Genomic DNA, 775 nt, shown 5'->3' with positions numbered 1-775 from the left:
AAGCAACCGGAGAAGTTCAACCGATTCCTCTCTAATCTGTATTCCACGGAATGGGTGCCTCACATCAAGGAGACCTTCAAGGGTGCTGCAAATGTCATCGAATATCTAGGCAGGTATACCCACAGGATTGCAATAAGCAACTCAAGGATAACCGATGTAAGCGAAACCTCAGTGACCTTCAAGGTTAAGGACTATAAGTCCGGCTCGAATACAGAATTAACCCTTGGCAATGAGGAGTTCATCAGGAGATTTCTCATGCATGTGCTCCCTAAAGGTTTCGTAAAGATCAGGCACTATGGCATTCTAAGCAACAGGACAAAGCGCAAGAAGGTAGCTATCATCAGGGCATTGATTGGGGGTAGAGTGTACAAGCCAATCTATAAGGACCTCTCAGGCCTCCAGCTTCTCAAGAAGATGTTCGGTATTGATCCTGGTGTATGCAGATACTGCGGCAGCTCAAACATACGTCGGGAAAGCCTGAATGGTGTAAAGAAGCTTGAATGACCAGATGAACCAATATTTTCAAAAGCCCCACTACCGTGGGGCTGCGAAGCATGCCTTAAATTCTGAAAAACTTCAAATTTCATTGTTTCTGGCTAGTAGTGGTACCTTTTTTGTCATGTTCACGAGGCGTTGGGTATGATTGAATCCCCATAGTATCATGGTTAGTCTCGCGATTTCGTCCAATAGGAAAAATTGTATCGGGTCATCGATGCTTCAATGCATCTGATGGCCTTTTCTTTTCCCCTCAGCAATTCTTTCCTAATAAATTATA

1 protein-coding gene is annotated in these 775 nt (G+C 44.1%); it reads left to right on the top strand.

Annotation, left to right across the window (positions count from 1 at the left end):
* The coding region (locus tag T472_RS01425) for an IS91 family transposase (RefSeq protein WP_023863237.1) at positions 1–504 on the top strand (504 nt) is incomplete at its 5' end.
* Positions 505–775 lie beyond the last annotated feature (271 nt).

It is taken from the genome of Youngiibacter fragilis 232.1 (assembly GCF_000495435.3).
GTDB lineage: Bacteria > Bacillota > Clostridia > Clostridiales > Clostridiaceae > Youngiibacter > Youngiibacter fragilis.
This window is presented reverse-complemented; position numbering and strand designations above follow the sequence as displayed.